Genomic DNA, 25584 nt, shown 5'->3' on the forward strand with positions numbered 1-25584 from the left:
GATCCCCTCGTCGTCGACGCGCGGCGCTGCGCGGCCGTCCTCCCATCCTGCCGGGAGGGACGGGCGGACGACCAGCGCCCGTCAGCCGGCGAGCGACGCGGCCCCCTCCGGCAGCCGCACCTCCACCGCCGCGCCCTCGCGCACGAAGACGGGGATCACGTGCAGCGGCGCGTCCGCGACGACGCGCTGGCCGCCCGCGTGCCGCGCGCCCGTCGACGCCTCGATCCACGACGTCCCCGCCGGCAGGTGCACGCTCCGCGAGCGCGCGCCCGCCTCGAGCACGGGCGCGACGAGCACGTCGGCGCCGAGCATGTACTGGTCGCCGAGCGACCAGCTCTCCGCGTCGTCCGGGAAGACGTGGAACATGCCGCGCATCACGGGCTGGCCGTCCTCGTGGGCCTCGCGCATCACGTCGCGGAGGTACGGCCGCAGGCGCTCGCGCAGGTGCACGTAGCCGGCGAGGATCCCGTAGACCTCCTCGCCGAAGCTCCAGAGCTCGTTGCCGGATCCGCTCGGAGCCCGGCGCGACCCGTCCGCCGCGCGCACCTCCACGCTCGGCCCGCGGTCGCCGTGCAGCCGCATCACGGGCGAGAAGGCGCCGAACTGGAACCAGCGCACGAGCAGCTCGTGGAACGCCGGGTCGTCCGTGCGGGCACCCGCGAAGCCGCCGATGTCGGTCGTGAACCAGGGGATGCCGGCGACGCCCATGTGGATCCCCGCGGTCACCTGCCGCGCGAGCGCCTCGAACGTGGAGTGGATGTCGCCCGACCACACGAGCGCGCCGTACCGCTGGCTGCCCGCCCACGCCGCGCGCACCAGGTCGACGCCCGGCTCCTGCCCCGCCTGGATCCGTCCCTCGTGCATCGCGCGCGAGAACATCTGCGGGTAGACGTTGCCGACCCGCACGTTGGGGCCCGCGTGGTACCGGTAGTTGTCGTAGTCGTAGACGCCGTACTCGGGCTCCGCCTCGTCGAGCCAGAACAGCCGGATCCCGTGCGCGCCGTAGCCCCGCTGCGCCGCCTCCCAGAGGTACCGGCGCGCGTCCGGGTTGGTCACGTCGACGAAGGCACTCGGTCCCTCGAACTGCATCTGCACGTCGATGCCGCGCTCGCTGCGCACGAGGAGGTTCTCCTTCTTCATGCGCGCGTAGTTCTCCGACTCGAGCGACACCTGCGGCCAGATGGAGACCATCAGCTCGATGCCCATGCCCCGGAGCTCCTCGACCATCGCGGTCGGATCCGGCCAGAACTCCTCCTCGAAGCGGAGGTCGCCCATCTTCGGCCAGTGGAAGAAGTCGGCGACGATCACGTCCATCGGCAGCCCGCGCCTGGTGTGCTCGCGCGCCACCTCGAGCAGCTGCTCCTGGTTCCAGTAGCGCAGCCGGCACTGCCAGAAGCCGAGGCCGTGCTCGGGCATCATGGGCGCGGATCCGGTGGCCCGGGCGTACGCGCGGTTGATGTCGGCCGGGGTGTCGCCCGCGGTGATCCAGTAGTCGAGCTGCTCGCTCGTCTCCGCCGTCCACTCGATGCGGTTCGCCGCGAAGGTCGCGCGGCCGATCGCCGGGTCGTGCCAGAGGAAGCCGTAGCCGCGGCTCGACATCACGAACGGCACGCTCGCCTGCGAGTTGCGGTGCGCGAGCTCGAAGGTGGATCCGGCGAGGTCGAGGATGTCCTGCTGGTACAGGCCCATGCCGTACAGCCGCTCGTCCGGCCCGGTCGCGAACGAGGCCGTGATGCGGAAGTCGCCGCCGAGGTGCGGCCGCTGCTCGCGCGCCCGCAGGTGCAGGGCGCCGCCCGTGCCGATCTCCTCGAGCAGCACCTCTCCGTGCCGGTCGAGGAACGTCACGTGGCAGCGGTTCTCCTCGTAGCCGGTCTGGTAGCCGTAGGAGGACTCGGAGGCGAGCACGGCCGTGATGCCGCCGTGCGTGATCCTGGCCGTCGCGCCGTCGACCTCGATGCGCGCGTCGGCCTCGGGCTGTGGCAGCAGCGCCCAGTCGGCGTCCGCCACGGGCGCCATGATCCGGGAGCGCACGCGGAGGCTGTCGGGTCCCCACGGCTCCACGACGAGGGTCTCCCCGTCGCCGCGCCAGACGAGGCGCGTCCCGTCGGTCGTGAAGTGCTGGTCGTCGTCGATCATGCGTGCTCGTCCTCGGTGTCGTGGTGCGTCGGGTCGTGTCGTGTCGCGTGCCCGGTGCGGCGCCGGGCGCGCCCCGCTCAGTCCTTCACGGCCCCGGCCGTGACGCCCGCGGCGACGAAGCGCTGCGCGACGACCAGCAGGACGGCGGCGGGGATGGACGCGATGACGGCGGTCGCCATGATCCCGTTCCAGTTCGTCGTCGTGGACCCGATGTACCGGTACAGCCCGAGCGTGAACGGCACGATGCCGTTGCCCGAGGTGAGCGAGTTCGCGTTGAGGAAGTCCGCCCAGGCGAACAGGAACGAGAACAGCGCGGCTGTGACGATGGCGTTCCGGCTGAGCGGCACGACGATCGAGACGAACGCGCGCCAGCTCGACGCGCCGTCGATGCGGGCGGCCTCGAGCAGCTCGTCGGGGATCCCGAGCATGAAGGCGCGCAGCACGATGACCGCGAACGGGACGGACGCCGTGGCGTCGGCGAGGATCAGGCCGGGATACGTGTTGAGCAGCCCGAGCGCGTCGTAGATCGCGAACAGGGCGGTCACGAGCACGATGCCCGGGATCATCTGCGCGAGCAGGAACACGAACATCACCGCGCCCGTGCCGCGCACCTTGAACTTCGCCATCGCGTAGGCCGCGGGGAGCGAGATCACGAGGGTGAGGATCACGCAGCCGATCGAGATGACGAGGCTCGTCACCAGGTTCGGCAGCTGCGTCGAGATGGCCTGCGCGTACCCGTCGAGCGTGGGATCCGCGGGGAACAGGCTCGGCGTGCTCGAGATGAGGTCCTGGGGCTTCGTCAGCGAGACGTTGAGCATCCAGTAGAGCGGGAACAGCAGCACCGCGCAGATGGCGAGGCCGATGGCGGCGTTCGTCCACCGGCGGACCGGGGTGTCGACGGTGTTCACGACTGCGCCTCCGTGCGCTGGGCCCGGACGTAGATGAGGCCGAAGACGAGGGCGACGACCACGAGGATCTCCCCGGCCGCGGCGCCGACGCCGAAGTCGAGGTCGGTGAACGACTTCTCGTAGGCCCACGTGCTGAGGGTGTGGGAGCTGTTGGCGGGGCCGCCCTTGGTGAGGATCCAGATCACGTCGAAGACCTTGATCGTGTACACGAGGCCGAGCAGCAGCGTCACCGCGGTGACGGGGCGCAGCAGCGGCCAGGTGATGCTGCGGAAGGTGCGCCACCGGCCGGCGCCGTCGAGCGCGGCGGCCTCGTAGAGGTTCTCCGGGATGCCCTGCAGGCCGCCGTAGAGCAGGATCATGTTGAACGGGATCCCGAGCCAGATGTTGGCGATGATCACCGACCACAGCGACACCGACGGGTCGCTCAGCCAGCCGATCGGCGTGCCGAGCACCGAATTGATGATGCCGAACTGCTGGTCGAACATCCACCGCCAGGCCGTCGCCGAGACGATGAGCGGCAGCAGCCACGGCAGCAGGATGAGCGACCGGAACGTCGTCGACAGCGGGAACCGGCGCGTGAAGAACACGGCGAGCGCGAGGCCGATGGCGAACTGCCCGGCGAGCGAGACCACCGTGAAGACGACCGTGTGCCACGCGATCGTGGCGAACAGGCTGTCGCTGAGGATCGTCACGTAGTTCTGGAAGCCCACGTAGGGCGCCTCGCCCGTGACGAACGCGCGCGGCCCGTACTCCTGCAGGCTCAGCAGGAAGCCGCGGATGATCGGGTAGACGAAGAAGATCGCGAGGAACGCGACGACCGGCGCCATGAACCCGATGGCGGCGACGATGCTCACCGTCCGGTATGGCCGGCGGCGCGGGGGCCGCTCCTCGGCCGGGCCCGCCGACCCCGCGCCCCGGGTGGGGGCGAGGGGCCGGTCGATCACGCGGCCGCTCACTTCTTCAGGCTCGCCGCGGCGTCGTCGAGCGCGGCCTGCGGCGTCTTGCTGCCGGTGAGCGCCTCCTGGATGGCCTGGTACAGCGCCTTCGATGTGTCCGGGTAGGCGATGCCGAGGTCGGCGGTGCGGCCCTGCGCGACGGAGACGGCGTCGACCCACGGCACGAGCTCCGGATCCGTGGACGCCTGCTCGGCGGCCGCGTCGGCGTACGGGGAGATGTACGACTGGCCGGCGGTCCAGTCGGCGAGGTTCGCCGGGTCGATCATGCACTGCGCGAACTTCGCCGCCGCGTCCTGCTTCGCCTTGTCGCTCACGACGACCTCGATGAACTCGCCGCCGAGCGGGCTGGGCGCGGCGCCGCCGTCCTCCGCGGGGAGGGGCACGACGCCGTAGTCGAGGCCCGCCTGGTCGAGGGCGGAGAGCTGCCACGTGCCGTTGACCATCATCGCGAGCTTCCCGGCGAGGAACTGGTCGCGGATGTCCTGCTGGTTGGCGTTGACGTTCGCGCTCGACGCCTGCCCGTCCTTGACCATGTCGGTCCAGAGGGTGAGCGCGCGCACGGCGGCGGGCGAGGAGATGTCGGACAGGTCGGCGCCGGCGCCCCAGAAGAAGGGCAGGAACTGGAAGGTGCCCTCCTCGGTGCCGATCGCGGAGAAGCCGAGGCCCTGCACGTCGCCCTGCGTGGTCTTCGCGGCGGCGTCCTCGAGGCTCGCCCAGTCGGTGGGCGGCTGCACGCCGGCGGCCGCGAGCTTGGCCTTGTCGTAGAACAGCGCGAGCGTGTTCGCGCCGATCGAGGACCCGTAGGTCTTCCCGTCCAGCTGACCGGCGGCGAGCACGTTCGGCAGCACCTTCGAGGTGTCGAGGCCCGACTCGTCGTTGGCGACGAGGAGGCCCGTGTCGGCGAAGCGGGCGATGGCCGGGTTGTCGAGCACGATGAGGTTCGGCGTGGTCTTCGACGAGGCGGCCTGCAGGAACTTGGTCTCGTTGTCGGGGTTCTGCGTGCGGTCGATGGTGATGCCGGTGCTCGTCTCGCAGCCGCTGACGAGCTTCCCGTACGGCGACGACGCGTCGTACTGGGTGAAGCTGTCCCAGAGGGTGAGCGAGTTCGGATCCGACGAGCCCCCTCCCCCCGTGGAGCAGCCGGTGAGGGCCAGGCCTGCGGTGACGACGACGGTGGCCGCCAGGGCGGCGCGCGTGCGCGTGTTGATCACGGTATTCCTCTCTGAATACGTACCGGTGCGCCGGGAGCCGCCTCCGTCCACGGCGGCGGTGCCGGGGAGGAGCGGCCCGTCACGGCGGCTTCGCGGCGAGCCTAGGTGGTTTGGAGAACCGGTTCAACACTTTCGGCGAACCGGTTCTCCGATCGTGATGATCAGGACATGCCGGTGCCGCGCCGGCGGTGCCGCGGCTCAGGCGGAGGCGCCCGCGGGCCGGAACGCGGATCCGCTCACGCCGGGCGCGTGCGGCCCGGTGGATCCGAGCTCGACCAGCACGGCGGGCAGCAGCTCGAGGACGCCGGGCTCGGCCGCGCCCGCGAGCTCGTCGACCGCGAGGCCGGTGGCGCGGCGCACCATCTCGTCGCCGGGCAGGTCGATCACGGTGAGCGGCAGCGCGGCCTGGCGCATGACCACCTCGGGCGCGACCGTGATGAGGGAGCAGTCCCCGGGGATCCGGATGCCGCGCGCCCGGAGCGCCGCCGCGATCGGCTCGAGCTCGCCGGGCGTGTGGGCGACGACCGCGCTCGCGTCGGGCAGGGCGGCGCGCGCCGCGTCGAGCCAGCGCTCGGCCGCATCGTCGCCGCCGCCCGCGGAGGGGACGACCGCGCCCCGGATGCCGTGGTGCGCGCACCGCTCCGTGAATCCGCGGCGGAAGCGCACGGCGAAGCCCATCTCCGTCTCTGCGGCGGGCGCGCCCGACCCGAGCAGCGCGATCTCCCGGTGCCCGAGCGCGACCAGGTGGTCGACGGCGACGCGGCCGGCCTCCTCGAAGTCGAGGTCCACCGCGCTGAACGCGGACGAGCGGCCCGGGTGGCCGACGAGGACGGTGGGGAGGCCGATGGCCTGGAGCACGGGGATCCGCGGGTCGTCGTCGCGGATGTCCATCACCACGAGCGCGTCCGCGAGCACGTCCCCGCGCAGCTCGTCCTCGCCCTTGCCCATGATGAGCAGGTCGAACCCGCGCGTGTTGGCCTCGTACATCCCGGCCCGCACGAAGCGCATGAACACCTCGATGTCGGACTCGCGCGACGCCGGGTCGATGGAGGCGAGGAACCCGAGGATGTTGGTGCGCCGGAGCGCGAGCGCGCGGGCGGCGGGATCCGGTCGGTAGCCGAGCTTGCTGACGCTCGCGAGCACGCGCTCGCGGGTGGCGTCGGGCAGCTTCTTCTTGCCCGAGAGGACGTAGGAGACCGTGCTGCGTGCGACGCCCGCGTCGGCAGCGACGTCGCGGATGGTCACCATGCGCTCAGGGTACCCAGCATGCGCGGGCGCGCTCGGCCAGCGGGCGACGGGCGCCTCGATCCGCTCGGCCGGCACCACGAGGGCGGGCACCCGCCGCCGGGCGCCGCGCACGCCGAGGGGCCCGGACGATCCGCCCGGGCCCCTCGCGTCGTGCGTCGTCCTCTACGCGGAGACGGCGGCGACGTTCTTCTCGATGTGCGCGTGGAACGCCTGCAGCCAGCCGACGAGGAACTCCTCGGTGCCCGCGTTCGAGATCGCGCCCTCGGGCGAGATGAGGCCCTCGGTGGTCTGGATGTACGCCTCGGGCTGCGAGAGCTCGGGCGACGCGAGGAACGACAGGATGCTGCGGAGGTGCTGCTGCGCCACGGCCGTGCCGACCGCGCCGATGGACGTGCCGATGACCGCGCTGGGCTTGCCCTGGAACGCGTTCTCGCCGTAGGGGCGACTAGCGAAGTCGAGCGCGTTCTTGAGCACGCCGGGCACCGAGCGGTTGTACTCGGGCGTGATGATGAGGACGGCGTCGGCGTCGGCGATCTGCGCCTTGAACGCGTTCGCGACGTCGGGGTAGTCCCCGTCCATGTCGGCGCTGTAGAAGGGCAGCGGCGCGATGGGGATCTCGGTGAGCTCGAGGCCGGCCTGGGCGCCGAGGCGCTGCAGCGCGAGCGACAGGGCCCGGTTGATGGAGGTGGACGACAGGCTGCCGACGAGGTAGCCGACGCGGTAGGTGGTGCTCATGGGTGTTCCTTCCCGCATGGATCGCTTCCATGCGCGCGCATGGAGCATAGCCCCGGCGGGTGGGCGGATCCCGAGGGCGTCGCGGAGCGGATCGTGCGCGCGGCGGCGGCCAGTCAGTGGAAGAAGATCAGGATGCACGGCGTCTCGGCTGCTATGTTCTTCTCGTCAGCGCCCCCCCAAGGCTAGAGCCGCACGGCTTCCTTAAATGAGGGGGGCCTTTCCATGTCAGGAGCAGGTGATCCATGGACAAGCCGCACCTGAGCCTCGCCGCCCAACGCGAGCTGCTGCGCTCACGCGGGCTGGAGCTCGCCTCCGACGAGGAGACCGACCGCGCGCTCTACGACCGCAGTTACTACCGCATCAGCGGATACGCGAGGCAGTTCCAGGTGGATCCGAAGGACGGGCGGAACGACTTCGTCCCGGGCACCTCCCTCGCTCAGATCCTCGAGCTCATGGACCTGGATGAGGAGCTGCGCAAGCTCCTCTTCTCCGGCCTGACCGAGGTGGAGCTCAGCGTACGGTCGCGATTCGCCCACGAAGCCGCCGGGATCCTCGGCGCGGATGCCTTCTACCTGCGACCGGAGAACTACCTCCCCATCACCCCTGACCTGGACGCCCACGTGACGAGCATCTAGAGGGAGCTGCGTCGACCGTCCGTCACCGTGAGCCGCTACCGCTCCGGAGACGATCTCTCCGGGGTCCCCGTCTGGGTCGCCATCGAGATGGTCAGCTTCGGGGTCCTGGCGCGCATGGTCCAGTACCTCGCCGACCCCACCCCCGCGCGACTCACGGCGCAGTCGCTGTCGCTCCCGTGGACGGGCTTCCAGCCGACGATCCATGCGCTCGCGGTGCTCCGGAACGCCTGCGCGCATCACGCGCAGCTCTGGCACCGAAGATCGAACATCGTGGCGGCACCCGAGAGGAAGGACCTGCGGAACGAGCGGACATACGCTCGGAACGACGGATCCATCTACGCCACGATCATCGCGCTCAAGCGCTACACGCGCGCCCTCGACCGACACAGTCCCTTCGGCGAGCGCGTGGACGAGCTGCTCGACAGGAATGCGTCGTTCAGGGGCGGGATCTGCTTCCCCTCCGCTCGATGAGGTCTGGGGCGGCTCCCGCTCCTCGCAGTAGCCCTACCCCAGCAGCACCTCCCACGTGCGCAGGGACGGCCAGAGCGCATGGCGCGGGAGCACGTCGGGGCCGCACGCGCGGGATCCGAGGCCGTGCTGGGCGTCGTCGAGGTAGAGGTGCAGCCCGTCGGAGGCGGGGAGCTCGTGGGGGTGGCCGACGTCGGTCATCTGCTGCGGGGTCCAGCGGGAGAGCTGGAAGCCGGCCCGATGGCCGGCGGCGTCGGGCACGGTCGTCACGGTGAGCGGTGTCGTGCATCCGTCGCCGACCACGAGCGATCGCAGCTCCGGGCGGTGGCCCGTCTCCTGCGGGCGGGCGTAGGCGACCTGGAGGCCGTCGACGCTCGACGCGAAGCGGCCGACGCGGACGGCGGTGCGGCTGTCGGCGTACGCCTCCCCCGGGCCCGTGCCGTGCCAGGTGACGGGGTGCTCGGCGAGCGCGCCCGGGAGGTCGATCCGCACGCCGACCCGCGGCCACGTGCAGTCCCACGCGCCGAACGGCACCACCTCGGTCGCGAGCAGCAGGCCGCGATCGGTCGCGGTCCAGCGGAACGCCACGTCGACGCCCTGGCCGGAGTGCGCGGCCTGCACGCGCATGCGCGTCTCCAGGCCGTCCGCCGTGCGGGTCGCGCCGAGGAGCCGGTGCGTGAGCCGGTGCAGCCCGCGCTCGCGCCAGCGGTCGGACGACGGCGGGGTCTCCTCGGCGCCGCGCCCGCGGGTGAGCTCGGGCTCGGCCAGCTCGTAGGATCCCTGGCCGGCACCCCGGTCGTTCTCGGTGGGGGCGCGCCACAGCTCGAGCCGCGGGCCGCGCACGCGCAGGCCGCCCCACGCGACGAGGTCGCCGCGCGCGTCGAAGGCGCCGACGCCGAGCGCGTCCCCGTGCCAGCGCCCGGCGGGTCGGGGCCGGGGTGCGGGCCGGTCGCGCACGAGGGCCTGGTGCGACGACACGACGTGCCCCGCCTCGGCCCAGGGAGCATCGTTCCGGGTGACCACCTGCACGGTCACGTGCGCCTCCTCGGCGTGCCCGGCGGCGCGCGCCTCGACCGGCAGGGGGATGGTCGCCGCGGAGCCCGCGGCGAGCGGCGCGTGCTCGAGGATCCCGCGGGCGACGGGCCTGCCGTCGTGGGCGAGGATCCAGACCAGGTCGACGTCGTCGGTGGGCGCCGAGTGCCGCCGGTTCTCGACGCGCACGGCGGATCCGTCGGCCGCGACGCGCACCCGCACGGGCGCGATCACCGCGGCGAGCTCGGTGAGGCCCGGCGTGGGCGTTCCGTCGGAGAGCAGGAGCCCGTCCATCACGAAGGGGCCGTCGTGCACGGGCTCGCCGAAGTCGCCGCCGTACGCGTGGAAGGGGCGGCCGTCGGCCGTGCGCGCGAGGAGCCCGTGGTCGCGCCACTCCCAGACGAAGCCGCCGTGCAGGCGCGGCCAGCGGTCGATGGCGTCCTCGTAGTCGGCGAGGGATCCGGGCCCGTTGCCCATCGCGTGCCCGTACTCGCACAGGATGAACGGCTTCGCGCGCTGCTTCGCCCCGGTCGCGCCCGTCGTCTCGTGGATGCTCGCGACGGGCGTGCCGCACACCGAGTCGATCTCCTCGAGCGTCGGGTACATCCGCGAGTAGACGTCGGTGTGCTCGCCCGTGAGGTCGCCCTCGTAGTGCACGGGCCGGGTCGGATCCGCGCGCCTGACCCACGCCGACATGGCCGCGATGTTGCGCCCGGTGCCGGACTCGTTGCCGAGCGACCACATCACGATCGACGGGTGGTTCCGGTCGCGGCCCACGGTGCGGGCGATGCGGTCGAGGTACGCGTCCCGCCAACGCGGGTCGTCGGAGGGGTTGTCGCGCCACTCGACGTCCCAGAAGCCGTGCGTCTCGAGGTCGCACTCGAGCACGACCCAGAAGCCGAGCTCGTCGGCGATGTCGATGAGGCGCGGGTGCGGCGGGTAGTGGGACGTGCGGATCGCGTCGATCCCGCTGCGCTTCATCAGCTCGAGGTCGGCGCGCGCCTCGGCCTCGTCGAACACGCGCCCGCGCTCGGGGTGCGACTCGTGCCGGTTGACGCCGCGGAACGTGAGGCGGCGGCCGTCGACGAGCAGCGCCTCGCCGTCGATGCGCACCGTGCGGAACCCGATCCGCAGCGACGCGGTCTCGCCCGGCGACGACACGGTCGCGTCGTAGAGGCGCGGGCGCTCGGCGCTCCAGGCGTCGACGGCGGGGAGGGCGATGGGCGCGACGTCGGCCGGGGTCTCCCACGTCACGTGGATCCCCAGCTCCGGCACGCGCACCACGACGGGGAACGCGCCCTCGACCTGCACGTCGAGGCGGCCGGATCCGTCGGCCGGGTCGCGGTCGGCCCGCACCCGCACGTCGTCGAGGGCGTCGGCGGGCCGGGCGAGCAGCTCGACCGGGCGGAAGATGCCGGGCAGCCACCACTGGTCCTGGTCCTCCAGGTAGGAGGCGGCCGACCACTGGTGCACCCGGATCCCGAGCACGTTCTCGCCCGGCACGAGCAGCGCCGTCACGTCGATCTCGGTCGTGAGGCGGCTGCCCGTGGTCCAGCCCGCCTCGACGCCGTTCACCCAGAACGTGGCGAGCCCCTCGATCCCGTCGGTGCGCAGCAGCACGCGCGCGGCGTCCGCGAACGACTCCGGGAGCGTGAACGCCCGGCGGTGCTCGCCGGTCGGGTTCGCGTCGGGCACGTGCGGCGGGTCGATGGGGAAGGGGTACTGCAGGTTCGTGTACGCGGGCGATCCGTGGCCGTGCAGCACCCAGTGCGAGGGGACGGGCAGCGTCGTCCAGCCGGCCGCGTCGAGGGCGGCGTCGTCGAGCGTCGGATCCGCGACGTCGGGCGCGCGGCTGGCGTCGTCGACCGGCGCCGACGGCAGCAGGCGGAACCGCCAGTCGCCGTCGAGCGGGAGCACGGGCGCGTCGGTCGCGAACCGGGCGCGCGGCGGCAGCCTCGAGGCGGATCCGGGGGCGACGTCGTCGAGGTGGGACATGCGGGTCTCCGGTGCTGGTCGGTGCGGCGAGGGGCGGTGCGGCGGATGGCGGCGGGTGCGGGACGGCGGGTCGGTGCCGGTCAGGCGGGCGTCGCGAGGCCGGCGAGCGCGGCTCGGTCGGCAACGACGGTCACGCGCGGGTGCCGCTGCAGGATCGACGCGGGCACCTCCTCGGTGACCGGTCCGGAGAGCGCCGCGGCGAGCGCGTCGGCCTTCCGCGCGCCCGAGGCCACGAGGAGGATCCGGCCCGCGGACATGATCGTGGCGATCCCCTGCGTGATCGCGTGGGTCGGCACGCGCGCGGGGACACCGCCGAAGTAGCGCGCGTTGTCCCGTCGCGTGCCCTCGGCGAGGCGCACCACGCGGCTGACCCCGTCGAACGGCGAGCCGGGCTCGTTGAAGCCGAGGTGCCCGTTGGCGCCGATGCCCACGACCTGGAGGCCGGCGCCGCCGAGCCGCCGGATCCGCCGCTCGTGCTCGGCCGCGGCCGCGTGCGGGTCGGCCGCGGAGCCGTCGGGCACGATCACGCGCGCGCTCGGCACGTCGAGGGGCTCGGCGATGCGCGCCCGCACGAACGCCAGGTACGACTGCGGGTGCCCGGGCGGCAGCCCCACGTACTCGTCGAGCGCCACGAGCGAGAGCCCGTCGGTGACGAGGCCGCGCTCCCGGTGCCGCCGGACGAGCTCGGCGTAGAGCGGCTCGGGGCTGGATCCGGTCGCGACGCCGAGCACGCCGGCCGGGTCCTCGCCGAGGAACGCCTGCACCACGTCGGCCGCGGCGAGCCCGAGCGCGTCGGTGTCGTCCACGGCCGTGATCCGGGGCGCGCGCGTCGAGGCGGACGTCACTTCAGCGCGCCCTTCGCGATGTCGCCGATGAACTGCTTCGCGCCGATGAGGAACACGACGATCAGCGGGATCACCGCGAGCAGCGCGCCCGCCATGACCATGCCGTAGTCCTTGCCGTGGGCGCTGTTGAGCTGGCTCATCGCCACCTGGAGCGTCAGCGTGCCCGGGTCGTTGAGCACGATGAGCGGCCAGAGGTAGTCGTTCCACGCGGCGATGAAGGTGAAGATCCCGAGGAACCCGAGGCCCGGCCGGATGAGCGGCAGGCACACCGTGACGTACTGCCGGAAGAACCCGGCGCCGTCGATGCGGGCGGCGTCGATGAGCTCGTCCGGCACGCTCGAGATGATGAACTGCCGCAGCCAGAAGATGCCGAACGCGTTCGCCGCGGCCGGCACGATGAGCGCCTGCAGCTGGCCGACCCAGCCGAGGTTGATCATCGTGACGAACTGCGGGATCACCGACAGCTGCGCGGGCAGCATGAAGGTCACGAGCAGCAGCGCGAACAGCGCCCGCCGGCCCGGGAACTCGTACTTCGCGAACGTGAACGCCGCGATGGAGTCGAAGAACAGCACGAGCACCGTCACGGAGACCGCGACGATCACGGTGTTCATGAGCGATCCGCCGAAGTCGATCGTGCGGAACACGGCCTGGATGTTGTCCCACAGGTACGGCCCCGGCACGAGCACCGGCGGCGACTTGTAGATGTCGCTCGTGGTGTTGCTCGCCATCACGACGAGCCAGTACAGCGGGAACAGGCTCACGATGGATCCGGCGAACAGGATCCCGTGCAGGATGACGCGGCCGGGCGGCAGCTGCCGGCGACCCGCGGGCCGGCCGGCGCGGTCGGCGCGCGCGCTGCCCGGTGCCCGGTCGGCGACGCGGGCCGCGGCGGATCCCGCGGCGTGGACGGTGGTGCTCATGCGCGGTGCCCCTTCCTCGTGCCGGGCGCGCGCACGACCTTCTCCTTCTTCTCCGACCCGAGCCGGAAGCTGATGATGGAGAAGATCACCACGAGCAGGAACACGCCCCACGCGATGGCGGCGCCGTAGCCGAAGCGGTTGTAGTTGAAGGCCTGCTGGTAGAAGTACAGGACGGTCGTGAGCCCGGCCTGGCCCGCGCCGCCCGAGTTCGGGTTCGTCGTGCTGGACGAGGCCGTGAGCACCTGCGCCTCCGTGAAGCTCTGCAGGCCGGTGATGGTCGAGACCACCAGCACGAAGAGGATCGTGGGGCGCAGGAGCGGCAGCGTCACCGACCAGAAGGTGCGGATGGCGCCGGCGCCGTCGAGCTTCGCGGCCTCGTAGACCTCGGTGCCGATGGCCTGCATGCCCGCGAGGAAGATGATCGCGTTGTAGCCGGTCCACTGGTACGTGATGAGGATCGCGATGGTCACCTGGATCGCCCACGGCGTCGAGAGCCACGCCACCCCGTCGAGCCCGATGGCCCGGAGGCCCGCGTTCACGAGCCCGAAGCTGTCGCCGAAGATGGATCCGAACAGCACCGCCATCGCCACCACGCTGGTCACGTTCGGCACGAAGTAGCTGATCTTGTAGAAGGTGCTGAGGCGCTTCGCCGAGTTGAGCATGGCCGCGACGACCACGGCGATCGCCATCATCGGGAACGTCGACAGCGCGAAGATGATGAGCGTGTTCTTGATGGACAGCCAGAAGGTGGCGTCGGCCGCGAGCGCCTGGAAGTTCTGCAGCCCCACCCACTTGGCCGTGCCGAGCCCGTTCCAGTCCTGGAACGAGAGCACGAGCGAGTAGAGCGCCGGGAACAGGCCGAAGATCGCGAACAGCACGAAGAACGGCGCGATGGCGACGTAGTACGGCCATGTGCGGCGGAACCCGCGGGTCCCCGCGCCCGCCCGGGAGGGCGCGGGCGGGCGCCCTCCCGGGCGGACGGCGACGGGGATCACTGCTTCGCGGTCTTCAGGGCGGCCTCGCCGGCGGCGACGGCGTCGGTCCAGGCCTGGTCGGGGTCCTTGCCGAGCGACGTCACGTTCTGCAGCTCGGTGACGAACGCGGCCTGCACCTGGTTGTCGTACGGGCTCGTGTAGGCGGTGGGCATCTTGGCGGCGGCGTCGGCGAAGATCCCGACGGTCGACTGGCCGCCGAAGAAGTCATCGCCCTTCTGCAGCTCCGGGGAGTCGTAGGCCGCGGTGGCCGACGGGAAGATGCCCTTGTCGGCGTACGCGGTGACCTGGTTGTCCTCGCTCAGCACGTCCTTGATCACGGCGAACGCCGCGGCGGGGTCCTTGGTGCCGGAGGGGATGGAGAGGAACGAGCCGCCGATGTTGGCGGGGCCCCCGGGCATGGGCGCGACGTGCCACTGACCCGCGGTGCTCGCCGTCGCGCTCTTGATGTCGGCCTGGTACCAGGACGCGCCGAGCAGCGCGGGGAGGGAGCCGTTGGTGATGGCCGAGGCCCAGTCGGGGCTGCCGTCGGTGACGTTCGCCGTCAGGCCGTCCTGGTAGGCCAGCACCGCGCGGTCCCACGCGGTCTTCACGGCGTCGCTGTCGCCCGTGAAGTTCCCGTCCTCGTCGACGAAGCGGGTCGTGCCCTGGCCGAGCGACTTGGTGAACACATCGGACGCGTCCACGAAGATCGCGGCGCCGGTCGCCGCCTTGAGCTTCTTGCCCAGGGCGAAGTAGTCGTCCCACGTGGACGTCGCCGCGGCGACGTCGGCCGGCTCGCTCGGCAGGCCGGCCTTCTTGAAGACGTCCGCGCGGTAGTAGAGGGCGGTGGGGCCGATGTCGATGGGGAGGCCGATGAGCTGGCCGTCCTTCGTGGTCGCCTCCTTGAGCTTCCAGGCCGGGTACTGATCGGTGACGTCCTTGGCGCCCAGCTGGTCGAGGTCCTCGAAGAGGCCGTCCTCGCTGAGGAAGTACGGCATGTCCTCGCCCTTGACGCCCGTGACGGACGGGAGGCCCGACCGGCCCGTGAACGTGGTCACGAGCTTCTGCTTGAAGTCGCCGCCGATGGTGGACACGTTGAGCGTCGTGCCGGGCACCTCGGCCGGAACCTTGTCGAGCACCGTCTGGCTGAGGCCGTCCGGCCAGATCCAGAGGTCGAGCTGGCCGCCCGCCGAGGATCCCGACGACGACGAGCAGGAGGCGAGGACCGGCGCGAGGAGCGCGAGGGTCGCGACGCCGACGACGATGCGCCGGGCGCGAGCGCGGCGGGCGGTGGGGATGGGCATGGTGGTTCTCGATTCGGTGAGGGACAGATGATTCGGAGCGGACGGGCGGAGGGGGATCGGGGAGGAGGCGGTCGGACGGCTCAGGCGAGCAGGCGGGCCGCGTCGGGATGCGAGAGGGCGTCGATGAGGTAGTCGTAGCGGCCGGGCTCGGCGGCCGCGGGGTGCGCGCGCAGCCACGGCACGAGCTCGTCGAGCCGCGGGGCGCCGGCCGCGCCGCCGGGGCGGGTGACCGTGATCCCCGCCACCAGGCACGCGAAGTCCACGCGCTGGGTGAGCGACCACGGCGCGCGGGCGGAGGCGGCGAGCGATGCGCCGAAGACGTCGCCCGCGCCGGTCGCGTCGACCGCGCGCACGGCGAGCGGCGGGCGGACGACCTCCTCGCCGCGGGCGGAGTCGACCGCGACGACGCCGCGGGATCCGGAGGTGACGACGCTGAGGGGGACGCGCGCGCCGAGCGCCCGGGCGGCCTCGACCGCGGAGCCGGTGCCCGTGTACGCGGCGGCCTCGAGCTCGTTGGGGAGGAAGGCGTGGCACTCGTCCAGCTGATCGAGGATGGCCGGGTCCCACCGCTCGGACGGGTCCCAGCCGACGTCGGCGTACACGTCGGTGCCCGCGGCGGCGGCGCGGCCGACCCAGGAGGCGCGGTGCGGATCCAGGTGCACGAGCGCCGCGGCGACGGCCGGTATGGCGCCGGGCACGAGCTCGTCGGAGGTGAGCGGGCAGGCGACGCCGCCCGTGACCATGGCGCGGTCGTCGTCGTAGCCGAGCGACGCGGTGACGGGCAGCGCCCAGTCGTCCAGCGTCACGAGGTGGTCGAGGGCGATCCCCTCCGCGGCGAGCTCGGCGCGCACGAGGAGGGAGAACGGGTCCACCCCCACGGCGGCCGCGAGGACGGTGGGCACCCCGAGGCGCGCGCCGGCGACCGCGAAGTTGGCGATCCCGCCGGGGCCGTGGCCGAAGGACGACGTCCAGATCTCGTGGCCCGGGCGGGGACCGCTCGGCAGGTCGCCGAACACGACGTCCGCGAACAGCTGGCCGACGACCAGCAGGCCGGCGGGCCGCTCGGGGCGGGGGGCTGCTGGCACGGTGACCTCGGCTTCTCGGGATCGCACCGTGCGGACACGGCGGGTGGTGGGCGGTCCGCCGACGGCGACGCTGCCGGAGGACGCGGTCGTCGGGTGAGCTCCGACCGGTAGTGACGTTTCTAGCCCATGTGAGCACATGGATGGAAGACCTTGTTCATTACGAGATTGTTTCTGACTGAATCTGCGCGCTAATGTTCACATCATGAGAGACGCCCGAGAGTTCGTGATCCTCGACCGGTTGCGCGCCACCCGCAGCGCGACGGTCGCGGAGCTCGCCGAGGTCGCCGGCACGAGCGACGCGACCATCCGCCGCGACCTGGCCCGCCTCGACGGGCAGGGCGCGCTCCGGCGCACCCACGGCGGAGCGGTGCTCGTCGAGGTCGACGCGCCCTTCGCCGAGGTCGAGCAGGTCAACCGCGAGGCCAAGGAGCGGATCGCGCGGGCCGCGGCGGCGCAGATCCAGGACGGCCAGTCGGTCGTGCTCGACATCGGCACCACCACGCTGCACCTCGCCGAGCAGCTGCGCGGACGGACCCTCACCGTGATCACCGCGAACGTCGCCGCGTTCGACGTGCTGCGGGACGACCGGGCGGTGCGGCTCATCCTGCTGCCGGGCGACTGGGATCCGGTCTACCGCTCGGTGTCGGGCCCGCTCACGGCCGAGAGCCTGCGGATGCTGCACGCCGACCACGCGTTCGTGGGCGTGAGCGGCATCGCCGACAACGGCGACCTGCGCGACACGACGATGGCCCAGGTGCCCATCAAGCGCGCGATGGCCGAGATGAGCGACCGGGTCACGGTGCTCGCCGACTCCTCCAAGTTCCCGGGCACCGGCGCCGGCCGTGTCGCCCCCACCGCGTCGTTGACGCAGCTGATCACCGAGGCCGCCCCGCACGAGCGGGTGTCGCAGGGCCTCGCGGACAAGGGAGTGTCGGTGACCGTCGCATGAGGCTCACGATCCTGGGCGGGGGCGGCTTCCGCGTCCCGCTCGTCTACTCGGCGCTGCTGCGCGACCACGAGGCCGGCCGCGTCGACCACGTGGCCCTCTACGACACCGACGAGGTGCGCCTCACGGCCGTCGCGCGCGTGCTCGCCGAGCAGGCGGCCGCGTACGCCGACGCCCCGGTGATCACGCTGCACACCGACCTCGACGAGGCGCTCGCGGGCGCCGCGTTCGTCTTCTCCGCGATCCGGGTGGGCGGCATGGCCGGCCGCTCGTGCGACGAGCGGCTCGGCATGGCGCACGGCGTCATCGGCCAGGAGACCGTCGGCTACGGCGGCATCTCGTACGCGCTGCGCACGCTGCCGGTGGTCATGGACCTGGCCCAGCGGATCCGCCTGCAGGCGCCCGACGCCTGGGTCATCAACTTCACGAACCCCGCCGGCGTCGTCACCGAGGCCATGTCGCGCGTGCTGGGCGACCGGGTCATCGGGATCTGCGACTCCCCCATCGGCCTCGCCCGCCGCGTGCTGGGCGCGCTCGGCGTCGCGGGGGACGACGTGGTCATCGACTACGCCGGCCTCAACCACCTCGGCTGGCTGCGCGGCCTCCGCGTCGACGGCCGCGACGTGCTGCCGGACCTCATGGCGCGCCCCGACCTGATCGGCACGTTCGAGGAGGGCCGGCTCTTCGGCGCCGAGTGGGTCACCGAGCTCGGCGCCGTGCCGAACGAGTACCTGCACTACTACTACTTCCGGCGCGAGGTCCGGCACGCCGACCAGCTGGCCGCGCAGACCCGCGGCGCCTTCCTCGTGGAGCAGCAGGGCCGCTTCTACGAGCAGCTCGAGCACCGGCACGACGTGTCCGCGCTCGCGCTGTGGGAGCGCACCCGGCTCGACCGGGAGACCACCTACATGGCCACCAACCGGCAGTCGGCCGGCATGGGCGACCGGGACGAGGACGACCTCGTCTCCGGCGGCTACGAGGACGTCGCCATCGCGCTCATGCGCGGCATCGCGTACGACCAGAGCGCGCGGCTGATCCTCAACGTGCGGAACCGCGGCACGCTCGCGGCGCTCGACCAGGATGCCGTCGTCGAGGTGCCGTGCGTGGTCGACGCCTCGGGCGCGCATCCGGTCGCGGGCACGGAGCTCCCCGACTTCGGGGTGGGCCTCGTCACGAACGCCAAGTACGTGGAGCGGCAGACCATCGAGGCCGGCCTCGGCGGATCCCGCGCCGCGGCCGTCCGCGCGCTCGCGCACCACCCGCTCGTCGACTCCGTCACGGTCGCGCGCTCCCTGCTGGAGGACGCGATGCACGCGTTCCCGGCGCTCTCCTACCTCCGCTGACGCGCCGGCCCACGACCGCCGCGCCCACCCGACTGCCTGCATCCCGACCTCCCGAAGGACTCCCCATGCACCAGAACCAGAAGCTCGTCCAAGAGCGGATCCTCCGCGCGCTCGACGAGCGGATCACCCCCGCCGTCTACTCGTCGAAGACGCCCGTCTCGCTCCGCGCGTGGATGGCGCCCGACGAGCCCGTGCCCGTCGCCGAGGCGATGCGCCAGGAGTACGCGCCCTTCGCGCTCGGCGAGCCGTGGGGCCGCGCGTGGTCCACGTGGTGGTTCGAGGTGACCGGCGAGATCCCCGCGGAGTGGGCCGGCCGCACGGTCGAGCTCCTCATCGACCCCGGCTTCATCGGCGACTGGCCGGGCAACCAGGCCGAGTGCCTCGTGCACACGATGGACGGCGTGCCGGTCAAGGGGATCCACCCGCGCAACACCTACGTGCGCCTCGCCGACGAGGCAGCGGGCGGCGAGCAGGTGCGCTTCCTGGTGGAGGCGGCGGGCAACCCGGACATCCTGGTGGACGAGTTCGTGCCCACGCCCTACGGCGACAAGGCGACCGCGCCCGCCGAGCCCATCTACCGCTTCCGCCAGGCCGAGCTCGCCGTGTTCGAGCCCGAGGTGTGGGCGCTGCGCTTCGACGTCGAGGTGCTGTACCAGCTGCTGATGGAGCTGCCTGAGACCGAGCCGCGCCGCCACGAGGTGCTCCGCGCCATCGAGCGCGCGCTCGACGTGCTCGCGATGGACGACATCGTGGGCACCGCGGCGGCCGCGCGCGCCGAGCTCGCCGACGTGCTCTCCCGCCCCGCCGTGCCGAGCGCCCACACGCTGAGCGGCGTCGGCCACGCCCACATCGACAGCGCCTGGCTCTGGCCCATCCGCGAGACGAAGCGCAAGACGGCGCGCACCTTCTCCAACGTGCTCCGGCTCGCCGAGCAGTACCCCGACTTCCGCTTCGCGTGCTCGCAGGCGCAGCAGTACGTCTGGGTGAAGGAGAACTACCCGACGGTGTTCGCGGGGATCAAGCAGGCCATCGCCGACGGCACCTGGTACCCGGTCGGATCCATGTGGATCGAGCCCGACGGCAACCTGCCGGGCGGCGAGGCGATGATCCGCCAGCTCACCCACGGCATGCGCTTCTTCCAGGAGGAGCTCGGCGTCGAGACCCACGGCGTGTGGCTGCCCGACTCGTTCGGCTACACGGCGTCGTTCCCGCAGATCGCGAAGCTCGCGGGCCTCGACTGGTTCCTCACGCAGAAGCTCTCCTGGAACCAGACCAACACGTTCCCGCACCACACCTTCTTCTGGGAGGGCATCGACGGGTCGCGGATCTTCACGCACTTCCCGCCCATCGACACCTACAACTCCACGCTCGAGGCGGAGGAGACGCACCACGCCGTGCGGCAGTTCCGCGAGAAGGGCCGCGCGACCATGTCGCTCGCGCCCTTCGGCTACGGCGACGGCGGCGGCGGGCCCACGCGCGACATGATGGAGCGCCAGCGGCGCACGGCCGACCTCGAGGGGTCGCCGAAGGTGGTCGTCGAGCACCCGGACGAGTTCTTCCGCAAGGCAGAGGCCGAGTACCCGGACGCGCCCGTGTGGGTGGGCGAGCTGTACCTCGAGCTGCACCGCGGCACGTTCACGTCGCACGCCCGGGAGAAGCGCGGCAACCGCCAGGCCGAGCACCGCCTGCGCGAGGCCGAGCTGTGGTGGACCATCGCGGCCGTCCGCACGGGCGCCGACTACCCGTACCAGGCGCTCGACCGCCTCTGGAAGCAGACCCTGCTGCAGCAGTTCCACGACATCCTCCCCGGCTCCTCCATCACGTGGGTGCACCGGGAGAACGAGGAGGACTACGCGCGCAGCCTCGCCGAGCTGGACGCGCTCGTGGCCGACGCCATCGCGCGCGTCACGGCGCAGGCGGTCGCGGACGGCGAGGGCGACGGATCCGGCGCGTTCGCGGTGAACTCGACCGGCCACGCGCGCACGGCGCTCGTGGAGGCGGCCGACGGATCCGCGCTGGCGCTCGTCGCGGTGCCGGGCAGCGGGATCGCGCCGCTCGTCGCGGTGGAGCCCGTCTCCCCCGTCGTCACGACGCCCGCCGACGGCGGCACCGTGCTCGACAACGGCCTGCTCCGCGTCACGGTCGACGCGCGCGGCCTCATCACCTCGATCGTCGATCGGCGCTTCGCCGACCGCGAGCTCGTGCCCGCCGGCCGCGCCGCGAACCTGCTGCAGCTGCACGAGGACATCCCCACCGCGTGGGACGCGTGGGACGTCGACGCGCACTACCGCGCGAGCCGCACCGACCTCGTCGACGCGGCCTCGGTCGAGCTCGTCGAGGACTCGGAGCTCCGCGCGACCATCGAGGTCGTCCGGCAGTTCGGGCGCTCGCGCGTCGTGCAGCGGGTGTCGCTGCACGCCGACGACGCCCGGATCCACGCCACGGCCGACCTCGACTGGCTCGAGGACGAGAAGCTCCTCAAGGTGACCTTCCCGCTCACGATCCACGCGCAGCACCACAGCGCGGAGATCCAGTTCGGGCACGTCCGCCGCCCCACGCACACGAACACGTCGTGGGACGAGGCGCGCTTCGAGGTCATGGCGCACCGCTTCGTGCACGTGGAGGAGCCCGGCTACGGCGTCGCGCTCACCAACGCGGGCAGCTACGGCCACGACATCACGCGCACGGTCGGCGCGACGGGCGAGGTGGAGACGGAGCTGCGGATCAGCCTGGTCCGGGCCGCGCGCTCCCCCGACCCGACCCAGGACATCGGCCACCACCGCTTCGAGTACGCGCTCGTGCCGGGCGTCGGCATCGAGGGCGCGGTCGACGCGGGGTTGGAGCAGAACCTGCCCGTGCGCGTGGTGCGCCCCGGCGACGCGACGGAGGCGGCGCCGGCCGTCGTCGGGTCCGCGCCCGCGCCTGCGTCCGCGTCCGCGTTCGCGTCCGCCGAGGTCGTCCCGTCCTCGCTGCCCACCGCGTCCGGGCTCGTCTCGGTGCACGGCGGCACGGTGCGGATCGAGGCGCTCAAGCTCGCCGACGACGGCTCGGGCGACGTGATCGTGCGGCTCTACGAGTCCACGGGCGCGCGCGCCGCGACCCGGCTCGAGGCCCACCTCGCCGCCGACCGCTTCACCGAGGTGGACGTGCTCGAGCGCCCGCTCGGCGAGGGCTTCCCGCGGTCGATCGCGTTCGAGCCCGAGGCCGACGGCCGCGGCGTGCGGCTCGTGCTGCGGGCGTTCCAGGTGATCACCGTGCGGATCCACCGGGCCTGACCCGACGGGGCGGCGGCCGCCCTGCCGGGCGGCCGCGGCTCAGCCGGCGGGACGGCGGATCGCCTCGCCCGCGATCCACACCCGCGACGGCTGCCAGGCGGCGTCCCACCACACCAGGTCGGCGGCCGCCCCCGCGGCCACGTGGCCGACGTCGGCGCGCCCGAGCGAGCGGGCGGGGTTCTCGGTGCACGCGGCGAGCACGCGGGCCGGATCCAGACCCGCGGCGATCATGCGCCGCACGCCCTCGTCGAGCACCACGCCGGCTCCGGCGATCGTGCCGTCCCGTCGGCGGCCGAGGCCCGAGGCGTCGTTGGCGACGGGCTGACCGCCGAACTCGTGCCACTCCCCGCTCTCCCGCCCGGCGGTCACGATGGCGTCGGTCACCCCGACCATGCGCGGGCCGGCGGCGCTCATCACGAGCGACACCACGCGCGGGTCGAGGTGCTGGCCGTCGATGATGGTCCCGACGAAGAAGCGCTCGTCGGTGAGGACGGCGCCCGGCACGCCGGGTTCCCGGTGCTTGAGGGACCGCTGGGCGTTGAACACGTGCGTCGTCATCGTCGCGCCCGCGTCGCCCGCGGCGTCCACCTCGGCCGCCGTGGCGTCGCTGTGGCCGACGGAGACGATGCAGCCCTCGCCGACCAGCCGCCGCGTCGCCTCCACGGCGCCGGGCAGCTCCGGGGCCAGCGTGACCGTGCGCAGCGCCGCGCGGGCCGCGGGATCGGCGAGCAGCGCGTCGAGGTGGGCGGGCGTGGGGAGGAGCATGCACTCCACGCGATGCGCGCCCTTGCGCGCGGGGGAGATGAACGGCCCCTCGAGGTGGGCCCCCAGGATCCGCGCCACCGGCTCGGCGGCGAGCTCGGCCCTGGCGCGCCCGACGCCGGCGAGGGCGGTCGCGATCTCGGGCAGCGGCGCCGTGATCACGGTCGGCTCCACCCCGGTGACGCCGCGGGAGGCGAGCCCGGCGAGGAGCGTCCGCCAGCCCGCGCTGTCCGCGGACGCGACGTCGACGCCGAACGAGCCGTTGAGCTGGAGATCCAGCAGGCCCGCGCTGAGGGTCCCGTCGACCAGGTCGTGGTCGACGACCTCGGCCCCGGTCGCCGGGCGCACGGCCGTGATCCGCCCCGCCGCGACGTCGACGACGACCGGCCCCGTGAACGCGCCGTCGACCAGCGCGCGGGCGGCGCGCAGCCGCATCAGATGCCCTGCCCGGCCGGCTTGCCGGCGAACGTGTCGCGGTAGTGGTCGAGGAACTCCAGCTCGGCGGCGGCCTCCTCGTCGACGACCACCGTGGCGTGCGGATGCAGCTGCAGCACGGACGCGGGCCAGCGCGCCGACAGCGCCCCCTCCACGGCCGCGCGCACCGCGGGCGCCTTCGCCCGGCCGGAGCCGAGCAGGATCGCATGCCGGCTGTCGAGGATCGTGGCCAGCCCCTGCGTGAGGCAGTGCGTCGGCACGCGGTCCACGTCGCCGCCGAAGAAGCGCGCGTTGTCCCGCCGCGTCTGCGGCGTGAGGGTCTTGAGGCGCGTCCGGCTGCCGAGGCTCGACATGGGCATGTTGAAGGCGAGGTGCCCGTCGGCGCCGATGCCGAGGATCTGCAGGTCGATGCCGCCGGCCTCCCGGATGGCGCGCTCGTAGGCGGGGCCCGCCTCCAGGGGGTCGGACGCGACATCGCCCGGCCCGACGATGGCGTCCGGGGCGAAGTCGACGTGCCGCTCGAGCTCCTCCGCGATGAACGCGCGGTACCGCTCGGGGTGGCCGTCGGGCAGGCCCACGTACTCGTCGAGGAGGAAGGCGCGCGCCCCCGCGAAGGCCAGCCCCTCCTCCCGGTGGCGCCGGATCAGCTCCCGGTACAGCGGCAGGGGCGTCGAGCCGGTCGCGAGGCCGAGCACGGCATCCGGCCGGCGCGCGAGTAGCGCGCTGCACGCGTCGGCGACGAGCACGGCGGCGTCCCGGGCGGTCGGGACGACGACGACCTCCATCAGATGGCCTCGCGCATCGCGTCCTTCAGCGACTCCGCGCGCGGGCCGAACACCGCCTGCACGTTGTCCCCCACCTCCATCACGCCGGCGGCGCCGAGCTCCTTGAGGCGCGCGTGGTCGACGAGCGTCCGGTCCTGGACCTCGACGCGCAGCCTGGTGATGCAGGCGTCGACGAGGACGAGGTTGTCGCGCCCGCCGAAGGCCTGGATCAGCCGCTCGGCGGTCGGGGTGGATGCGGCGACGTCGGGGGCAGCGGGCGCGGAGGCCGCGGGCGCAGGGGTCGCGACCCCCGCATCCGCGCCCGCGCCCGTCGCCACGGCCTCGTCGACGGGCGCCGCGATCTCCTCCCGGCCCGGCGTGCGCAGGTTCCACCGCTTGATGACGACGCGGAAGAGCACGTAGTAGACGGCGAAGTACACCACGCCCATGCCCACGAGCAGCCCGACGTTCTTGGCCGCGGGGGCGGTGCCGTACAGCAGCAGGTCGAAGAGGCCCGCCGAGAACGAGAAGCCGAGGTGGATGTCGAGCAGGTTCGCGATCGCGAGCGAGAGCCCGGTGAGCAGGGCGTGCACGACGTACAGCGGGAAGGCCGCGAACATGAACGCGAACTCCAACGGCTCGGTGACGCCGGTGAGGAACGCCGTGAGACCCGCCGCGCCGAGGATGCCGATGGCCGCCTTGCGCTGCGCCGGGTTGGACAGGTGGATCATCGCCAGCGCCGCCGCGGGGAGCCCGAACATGAGCACCGGGTAGAAGCCCGAGGTGAGCGTGCCCGCCGTGGGATCGCCCGCGGCGAAGCGGGTCAGCTCGCCCGTGACGACGCTGCCGTCGGCCTTCGCGTACGAGCCCTGCAGGAACCACACGTAGGAGTTGAGGATGTGGTGCAGGCCCACGGGGATGAGCATCCGGTTGGTGAAGCCGTACACGAACGCGCCGAGCGCGCCCGTGCCGCCGATGAAGGCGCCGAGGCCGGCGAGGCCCAGGTCGAAGACCGGGTACGCGTAGCTCAGCCCGAACCCGATGACCAGGCTCGCGAGGGAGACGACGATCGGCACGAACCGGCGACCGCCGAAGAAGCCCAGGTAGGAGGGCAGTTGGATGGTGTGGTACCGGTCGAACAGCCAGGCGGTGACGAGGCCCACGACGATCCCGCCGAAGACGCTGTAGTCGATCTGCACCTGCGCGCCGGCGGCCGTGGTCTGGCCTGCGAGCACCACCGGCGACATGGCCTTGAACACGTTCGAGAGCACGAGGTAGCCGACGACCGCCGAGAGGGCGGTCGAGCCGTCGGCCTTCTTGGCGAAGCCGATGGCGACGCCCACGGCGAACAGGAGCGCCAGGTTGTCGAACAGCGCGCCGCCCGCCGCGCTCATCGCCTGGAAGAACGGCCCGATGACGGGCAGGTCGACGCGGCCGAGCAGGTCGGGCTGCCCGAGGCGGAGCAGGATCCCGGCGGCGGGCAGCACCGCGATGGGCAGCATCAGGCTCGTGCCGAGGCGCTGCATCTGGGCGAAGCCCGGGACGGAGCGTCGGCGACGCGGCGTGGCGGTGGCGGTCATGGGTCCTCTTTCGCGGTTCTCACGGTG

At 72.8% G+C, this 25584-nt stretch carries 18 protein-coding genes and 1 pseudogene; 4 read left to right on the top strand and 15 right to left on the bottom strand.

The annotated features are described in order from the left end of the window. Positions 1–81: 81 nt before the first annotated feature. From ITJ44_RS10475 to ITJ44_RS10500, 6 genes are all read right to left on the bottom strand, one after another. Positions 82–2136 (bottom strand): TIM-barrel domain-containing protein, encoded by a 2055-nt coding sequence (locus ITJ44_RS10475; RefSeq protein ID WP_194635265.1) that lies wholly within the window; start codon positions 2134–2136, stop codon positions 82–84. A 77-nt stretch (positions 2137–2213) separates the two neighbouring features. Beyond that, entirely contained in the window at positions 2214–3044 is an 831-nt protein-coding gene (locus tag ITJ44_RS10480; RefSeq protein ID WP_194635267.1) for a carbohydrate ABC transporter permease, read from the bottom strand. Continuing rightward, positions 3041–4000 (bottom strand): carbohydrate ABC transporter permease, encoded by a 960-nt coding sequence (locus tag ITJ44_RS10485; protein WP_194635269.1) that lies wholly within the window; start codon positions 3998–4000, stop codon positions 3041–3043. Before ITJ44_RS10485 ends, ITJ44_RS10480 begins: the two co-directional genes overlap by 4 nt. Continuing rightward, the gene (locus tag ITJ44_RS10490; protein ID WP_194635270.1) at positions 3997–5211 is read right to left on the bottom strand and encodes an extracellular solute-binding protein; all 1215 of its coding nucleotides are present in this window, start codon (positions 5209–5211) and stop codon (positions 3997–3999) included. The genes ITJ44_RS10485 and ITJ44_RS10490 overlap by 4 nt, the downstream gene beginning before the upstream one ends. Positions 5212–5409: 198 nt before the next feature. Further along, positions 5410–6459, bottom strand: coding sequence for a LacI family DNA-binding transcriptional regulator (locus ITJ44_RS10495; RefSeq protein ID WP_194635272.1), 1050 nt, complete (start codon positions 6457–6459; stop codon positions 5410–5412). Between the two features lie 162 nt (positions 6460–6621). Continuing rightward, complete coding sequence (locus ITJ44_RS10500) at positions 6622–7194, bottom strand: NADPH-dependent FMN reductase (RefSeq protein ID WP_194635274.1); 573 nt, start codon at positions 7192–7194, stop codon at positions 6622–6624. A 242-nt stretch (positions 7195–7436) separates the two neighbouring features. Here ITJ44_RS10500 and ITJ44_RS15895 point away from each other — a divergent pair. Beyond that, positions 7437–8300: pseudogene (locus ITJ44_RS15895) on the top strand (Abi family protein). Positions 8301–8333: 33 nt separating this feature from the next. On the opposite strand, the gene ITJ44_RS10515 reads toward ITJ44_RS15895, so the two are convergent. The 6 genes from ITJ44_RS10515 to ITJ44_RS10540 form a co-directional block, all read right to left on the bottom strand. Beyond that, positions 8334–11324, bottom strand: coding sequence for a glycoside hydrolase family 2 TIM barrel-domain containing protein (locus tag ITJ44_RS10515; protein ID WP_194635280.1), 2991 nt, complete (start codon positions 11322–11324; stop codon positions 8334–8336). Between the two features lie 80 nt (positions 11325–11404). Beyond that, complete coding sequence (locus ITJ44_RS10520; RefSeq protein WP_194635282.1) at positions 11405–12169, bottom strand: glucosamine-6-phosphate deaminase; 765 nt, start codon at positions 12167–12169, stop codon at positions 11405–11407. Next, the gene (locus tag ITJ44_RS10525) at positions 12166–13089 is read right to left on the bottom strand and encodes a carbohydrate ABC transporter permease (protein WP_194635284.1); all 924 of its coding nucleotides are present in this window, start codon (positions 13087–13089) and stop codon (positions 12166–12168) included. The genes ITJ44_RS10520 and ITJ44_RS10525 overlap by 4 nt, the downstream gene beginning before the upstream one ends. Continuing rightward, a complete protein-coding gene (locus ITJ44_RS10530) occupies positions 13086–14084 on the bottom strand; it encodes a carbohydrate ABC transporter permease (protein WP_194635286.1) in 999 nt (332 codons plus the stop codon). Before ITJ44_RS10530 ends, ITJ44_RS10525 begins: the two co-directional genes overlap by 4 nt. Continuing rightward, positions 14081–15367: an ABC transporter substrate-binding protein gene (locus ITJ44_RS10535; protein ID WP_194635288.1), complete on the bottom strand. Its 1287-nt coding sequence runs from the start codon at positions 15365–15367 to the stop codon at positions 14081–14083. The genes ITJ44_RS10530 and ITJ44_RS10535 overlap by 4 nt, the downstream gene beginning before the upstream one ends. Positions 15368–15447: 80 nt before the next feature. After that, a complete protein-coding gene (locus ITJ44_RS10540; RefSeq protein ID WP_370551674.1) occupies positions 15448–16452 on the bottom strand; it encodes a carbohydrate kinase family protein in 1005 nt (334 codons plus the stop codon). 202 nt (positions 16453–16654) lie between these two features. Here ITJ44_RS10540 and ITJ44_RS10545 point away from each other — a divergent pair, with 202 nt between their 5' ends. The 3 genes from ITJ44_RS10545 to ITJ44_RS10555 all read left to right on the top strand — a co-directional run bounded on the left by ITJ44_RS10545 (position 16655) and on the right by ITJ44_RS10555 (position 22016). After that, on the top strand, positions 16655–17401 hold the full coding sequence (locus ITJ44_RS10545) for a DeoR/GlpR family DNA-binding transcription regulator (RefSeq protein ID WP_228494974.1): 747 nt from the start codon (positions 16655–16657) through the stop codon (positions 17399–17401). After that, a complete protein-coding gene (locus ITJ44_RS10550) occupies positions 17398–18741 on the top strand; it encodes a 6-phospho-beta-glucosidase (protein WP_194635292.1) in 1344 nt (447 codons plus the stop codon). The genes ITJ44_RS10545 and ITJ44_RS10550 overlap by 4 nt, the downstream gene beginning before the upstream one ends. 65 nt (positions 18742–18806) lie before the next feature. Beyond that, on the top strand, positions 18807–22016 hold the full coding sequence (locus ITJ44_RS10555; RefSeq protein ID WP_194635294.1) for a glycoside hydrolase family 38 C-terminal domain-containing protein: 3210 nt from the start codon (positions 18807–18809) through the stop codon (positions 22014–22016). Between the two features lie 39 nt (positions 22017–22055). Here ITJ44_RS10555 and nagA read toward each other — a convergent pair whose 3' ends face one another. Genes nagA through ITJ44_RS10570 form a run of 3 tightly spaced genes read right to left on the bottom strand, consistent with a single transcriptional unit; the run spans position 22056 to position 25557 of the window. After that, positions 22056–23213 carry an N-acetylglucosamine-6-phosphate deacetylase gene (nagA, locus tag ITJ44_RS10560; RefSeq protein WP_194635296.1) on the bottom strand — a complete coding sequence of 386 codons (1158 nt, stop codon included), beginning with the start codon at positions 23211–23213 and terminating at the stop codon, positions 22056–22058. After that, the gene (gene nagB / locus ITJ44_RS10565) at positions 23213–23998 is read right to left on the bottom strand and encodes a glucosamine-6-phosphate deaminase (protein WP_194635298.1); all 786 of its coding nucleotides are present in this window, start codon (positions 23996–23998) and stop codon (positions 23213–23215) included. Before nagB ends, nagA begins: the two co-directional genes overlap by 1 nt. Beyond that, entirely contained in the window at positions 23998–25557 is a 1560-nt protein-coding gene (locus tag ITJ44_RS10570; RefSeq protein WP_228494975.1) for a PTS transporter subunit EIIC, read from the bottom strand. The genes nagB and ITJ44_RS10570 overlap by 1 nt, the downstream gene beginning before the upstream one ends. Between the last annotated feature and the right edge of the window lie 27 nt (positions 25558–25584).

The organism is Clavibacter sp. VKM Ac-2873, assembly GCF_015351075.1.
GTDB lineage: Bacteria > Actinomycetota > Actinomycetes > Actinomycetales > Microbacteriaceae > Clavibacter.

What these genes read in the sequence shown, in the direction of transcription:
- ITJ44_RS10475 (WP_194635265.1), bottom strand. Translation starts at nt 2,136, where the DNA reads ATGATCGACGACGACCAGCACTTCACGACCGACGGGACGCGCCTCGTC.
- ITJ44_RS10495 (WP_194635272.1), bottom strand. Translation starts at nt 6,459, where the DNA reads ATGGTGACCATCCGCGACGTCGCTGCCGACGCGGGCGTCGCACGCAGC.
- ITJ44_RS10500 (WP_194635274.1), bottom strand. Translation starts at nt 7,194, where the DNA reads ATGAGCACCACCTACCGCGTCGGCTACCTCGTCGGCAGCCTGTCGTCC.
- ITJ44_RS10515 (WP_194635280.1), bottom strand. Translation starts at nt 11,324, where the DNA reads ATGTCCCACCTCGACGACGTCGCCCCCGGATCCGCCTCGAGGCTGCCG.
- ITJ44_RS10525 (WP_194635284.1), bottom strand. Translation starts at nt 13,089, where the DNA reads ATGAGCACCACCGTCCACGCCGCGGGATCCGCCGCGGCCCGCGTCGCC.
- ITJ44_RS10535 (WP_194635288.1), bottom strand. Translation starts at nt 15,367, where the DNA reads ATGCCCATCCCCACCGCCCGCCGCGCTCGCGCCCGGCGCATCGTCGTC.
- ITJ44_RS10545 (WP_228494974.1), top strand. Translation starts at nt 16,655, where the DNA reads ATGAGAGACGCCCGAGAGTTCGTGATCCTCGACCGGTTGCGCGCCACC.
- ITJ44_RS10550 (WP_194635292.1), top strand. Translation starts at nt 17,398, where the DNA reads ATGAGGCTCACGATCCTGGGCGGGGGCGGCTTCCGCGTCCCGCTCGTC.
- ITJ44_RS10555 (WP_194635294.1), top strand. Translation starts at nt 18,807, where the DNA reads ATGCACCAGAACCAGAAGCTCGTCCAAGAGCGGATCCTCCGCGCGCTC.
- nagA (WP_194635296.1), bottom strand. Translation starts at nt 23,213, where the DNA reads ATGCGGCTGCGCGCCGCCCGCGCGCTGGTCGACGGCGCGTTCACGGGG.
- nagB (WP_194635298.1), bottom strand. Translation starts at nt 23,998, where the DNA reads ATGGAGGTCGTCGTCGTCCCGACCGCCCGGGACGCCGCCGTGCTCGTC.
- ITJ44_RS10570 (WP_228494975.1), bottom strand. Translation starts at nt 25,557, where the DNA reads ATGACCGCCACCGCCACGCCGCGTCGCCGACGCTCCGTCCCGGGCTTC.